The 1,144-nt window shown below is 30.9% G+C and carries 1 protein-coding gene; it reads right to left on the minus strand.

The genetic code is table 11. From position 1 onward, the window contains the following. Positions 1–269 precede the first annotated feature (269 nt). Positions 270–722 (minus strand): hypothetical protein, encoded by a 453-nt coding sequence (locus tag ABZX02_RS43980; RefSeq protein ID WP_002494373.1) that lies wholly within the window; start codon positions 720–722, stop codon positions 270–272. Positions 723–1,144 lie beyond the last annotated feature (422 nt).

Consider the following 1,144-nt stretch of genomic DNA (forward strand, 5'->3'; position numbering starts at 1 on the left):
TAGTATCCCAGATTTTATAGAAAAGAAAGGTTAATTTTATGTTATTAAAAAATAAGATTTATTCAGGCATTATTATTGTTATTTTTATAGTTTGTTTGATTATAGGATTGAATGAAAATATCATTGGAAATCCTTTAGGAGAAAAAATATTTTATTTATTAGGTTTTCTATTTTTTGTATTATTAATTATTGGTACAACAAAAAATAGAAAGCATTAATGTCTTCTTTTTGCCCCATTTCTTACGATAAACATTTTTTGAGTAGCCTTTTTAATGTTCTTTCAATCGTTTAATTTCTTTTTTTAATGGTCTATCATCACGATACGTATTAAAATTCATAAATGCAGTACTATCAAAGTGCTCTAACAAGCGATGAAATATCTCATTCTCCCTTTTGTATTGTTCTATATCATCTTCAAGTTGGTCATGACGTTGTCGAAGTGCGTCTCTGTCTGATTTGAGTGCTTCGTTGTCTTCTTCTAGATGTTCAATAACTTTATACAAATTATTCGTATTATTCTTAGAATTAGAATCATCCATCGTTATTTGCTCTTTTGGATATTCAATCACCGTCGGTTTAATCCGATTACCCACAGCTGTTTGGCGTATATATTCTGTGACATTCATACTACGTATGTAGGCTAAATCTTGTATCTTTTTGTATTGCGCTTGACTGACACGAACGGTTAAGATTTTTTCTTTCGAGCTTTGTTTTTTTGGCATTGAATCACCTCATAATTAATATATGATAAGCATACATATGTGTGCTTATTTTTATATTAATATAACATACATATGTATGTTAATAAATATGTATGATTCGAGGTGTTGTGAGCTAACATTTGGCATACATATTATCAAACATATTTGTTTGATAATGCGTATGTCATTTGTTAGCTATATAACGGAATTCAAAAATATATTTTTGAATGTAGTGATGGCCTCGCCAGAGCGAAGATAACTCTTACATTTGAATGTAAGAGTATATCGAGCTATACTCTCATTGCGGAATCAGCCTCACATGTTTGAGGCGTAGCGGTGAGAGTATCCATCATTTTACATAAGCGAAGCATTGTCGAAGGTAGACAATCACAGCGCTTGTAAAATGATATTTGCGAAGGTTCTCGAAAGTAGAGAACCACAGA

This window comes from Lentzea sp. NPDC003310 (genome assembly GCF_040610935.1).
GTDB lineage: Bacteria > Actinomycetota > Actinomycetes > Mycobacteriales > Pseudonocardiaceae > Lentzea.